The organism is Luteibacter sp. P4_E6 (assembly GCF_056401535.1).
In genome coordinates, this window is sequence record NZ_JBFUJE010000534.1 from 1 (window position 1) to 2,608 (window position 2,608).

Below are 2,608 nucleotides of genomic sequence, written 5' to 3' on the forward strand. Positions count from 1 at the left end.
CACTGGTATAAAGGCGGCTCCGCAAACGTCCGCGCCGCAAGGGCGCCACGTATCGCGGGTCGTCGAACGATGCCGAAAGCTTGCGTTCGAAGATCTACCGTCTTCTCGTACAGGATCGCCTTCTGGCGATTCGAATTACCTTTGAAAGGGAGTTACGTAATGAATAAAACCGACCTGATCGCCGCCATTGCTGAAAAGGCTGAACTGTCGAAGGCTGACGCCGGCAAGGCGCTCGAAGGCCTGATCGAAGCCGTAAAGGACACCCTCAAGAAGGGTGAAGACGTCGCCCTCGTCGGCTTCGGCACTTTCAAGCTGCGCAGCCGCGCTGCCCGCACGGGCCGCAACCCGCGCACGAACGAAGAGATCAAGATCCCGGCGTCCAAGGTTCCGGCCTTCACGGCTGGCAAGGCGCTCAAGGATCACGTAAACTAAGTAGTCTTACCGGGGTGCTTAGCTCAGCGGTAGAGCGTCGCCTTTACACGGCGCTGGTCGGGGGTTCGATCCCCTCAGCACCCACCAACGGTAAGTGGAGYGGTAGTTCAGTCGGTTAGARTGCYGGCCTGTCACGCCGGAGGTCGCGGGTTCGAGYCCCGTCCRCTCCGCCAATCTGCAAAGGCGCCCGTGTGGCGCCTTTGTTTTATCTACCGTCGGTAAGGATTTGCCGACGCCACCTGTGCGAGTCGCATCATGCTGCAAGCCCTGCGTAACAAGATCCACGGTTGGCCCGCGGCCATCGTCCTAGGCGTTTCGGTGTTCGCCGTTGCCTTCTTCGGCATCGAGTCGTACTTCGTATCGCGGGTCGATACGTACGTGGCGAAAGTGGGCCACCACGAGATCTCGCAGCAAGACTGGCAAAACAGGATGAACGAGCTGCGTCAGCAGATCGCGCAGAATCCGAATGCCCCGTTCACCGTTGCCGATCTCGAGAAACCCGAGCTCAAGCAGCAGGTGCTCGACGGCATGATCGCGAAGGTGCTGTTGGAAAAGGCCAATACCGATCTCGGCCTCCAGGTTTCCGACGCCAGCGTGCGCGAAACCATCGGTGCCGATCCCGGCTTTGCCGTGAACGGGCAGTTCAGCGCCGACGCCTACAAGGCCATTCTTTCCATGCAGGGCATGAGCCCCGCCATGTACGAGTCCAAGGTCCGCGCGGACCTCGGCAACCAGATCATTCCGCAGGCGATCTACACGACGACCCTGGTCAGCGACGCCGATGTCGATGGGTTCTTCCGCCTCCAGCTCCAGCAGCGCGACCTGCGCTTCGTGGAGCTGCCGCGCCCGTCCCTGACGGACGCCACGGTGGCCGATGCGGACATCGACGCGTTCTACAAGTCGCATGTAGCCGACTACACCACGCCCGAGCAGGTCTCGGTGCAGTATCTCGAAGTGAAGCAGGCCGACCTCAAGCTCGGTGAGCCGACCGACGCCCAGCTTCACGAGTTCTACGACAAGTTCAAGCAGCGTTATGCGCAGCCGGAGCAACGTCAGGTCTCGCATATCCTCATCGACGTGCCCAAGAACGCCACGCCCGACCAGCAGAAGGCTGCGCTCGAGAAGGCGAAGAAGATCGCCGCCGAAGCCACTCCGGAGAACTTCGCCAAGCTCGCCGCCGAGAACTCGGAAGATCTCGGTTCCAAGCGCAGCGGCGGCGATCTCGGCTGGCTGGAAAAGGGTGTCGCTAACGCTGCCTTCGATACCGCGCTCTTCGGCATGAAGAAGGGTGAGATCACGAAGGAGCCGGTGCTTTCGCCGGAAGAGGGCTACCACATCATCTGGTTGCGCGATGCCCGCGAGGGCGACGCCAAGCCGTTCGCCGATGTGCGCGCGCAGCTTGCCGCGGACTGGGCGAAGGGCGAGGGCGAGCGCCTCTACAACGAGCGCGCCGGCCAGCTGGCCGACCTTGCCGAGCGCAACCCGGGTTCGCTCGACGCTGCCGCGAAGGAACTCGGTGTCGAGATTCGCACCACTCCGATGTTCGGTCGCCAGGGCGGCGAAGGCCTGACCGCCGATCCGAAGTTCGTCGCCGCCGCTTTTGCGGATGACGTACTCAACCAGGGCAACAACTCCTCGCTGGTGCAGGTCGACAAGGGCGACGCCATCGTCATGCACCTGTCCAAGCATGCCGTCGCCACGCCGAAGAACCTGGCCGACGTGCGTGACYTGATTCGTCAGCGCATCCTCGACGAGCGTGTCGACGCGGCGGCGAAGAAGAAGGCTGACGAGCTCGTCGCGCAGCTGGCCAAGGGTGGCGATATCGCTGCGCTCGCCCAGGCGCCGGTGCACACGGTTCCCGGTCTCGAACGCAGCAAGCTCGCCGCGACGAAGGACGTACCGCAGCCCATCCTGCAGCGCGCCTTCACGCTGCCGCATCCGGTCGACGGCAAGCCCAGCTGGTCGGTCGTGCAGACCGGTGGCGGCACCTATGCCGTTGTCGCTGTCGACAAGGTCACGGACGGCGATCTTTCCAAGATCGCCAAGACCGACCGCGATGGCCTGCGTGGCCAGATGACCGACGCGATGGCCAAGGCCGCGACGATCGAATACGTCGAGGCCCTCAAGGCCCGCGGCGATATCAAGATCGCCCAGGACCGCATGTAAGCCTGGGAAG

Annotated in this window: 2 protein-coding genes and 2 tRNA genes; all 4 read left to right on the forward strand. The window is 63.1% G+C overall.

What is annotated here, in order from left to right:
* Positions 1–159 precede the first annotated feature (159 nt).
* The 4 genes from AC1DT2_RS20390 (at position 160) to AC1DT2_RS20405 (ending at position 2,598) form a co-directional block, all read left to right on the forward strand.
* Positions 160–432 (forward strand): HU family DNA-binding protein, encoded by a 273-nt coding sequence (locus AC1DT2_RS20390; protein ID WP_036112061.1) that lies wholly within the window; start codon positions 160–162, stop codon positions 430–432.
* A 12-nt stretch (positions 433–444) separates the two neighbouring features.
* Positions 445–519, forward strand: a tRNA-Val gene (locus tag AC1DT2_RS20395).
* Positions 520–528: 9 nt separating this feature from the next.
* Positions 529–605 (forward strand) — tRNA-Asp (locus tag AC1DT2_RS20400).
* 82 nt (positions 606–687) lie between these two features.
* Positions 688–2,598, forward strand: a complete 1,911-nt coding sequence (locus AC1DT2_RS20405; protein ID WP_477298353.1) for a SurA N-terminal domain-containing protein — start codon at positions 688–690, stop codon at positions 2,596–2,598.
* Positions 2,599–2,608: the final 10 nt, after the last annotated feature.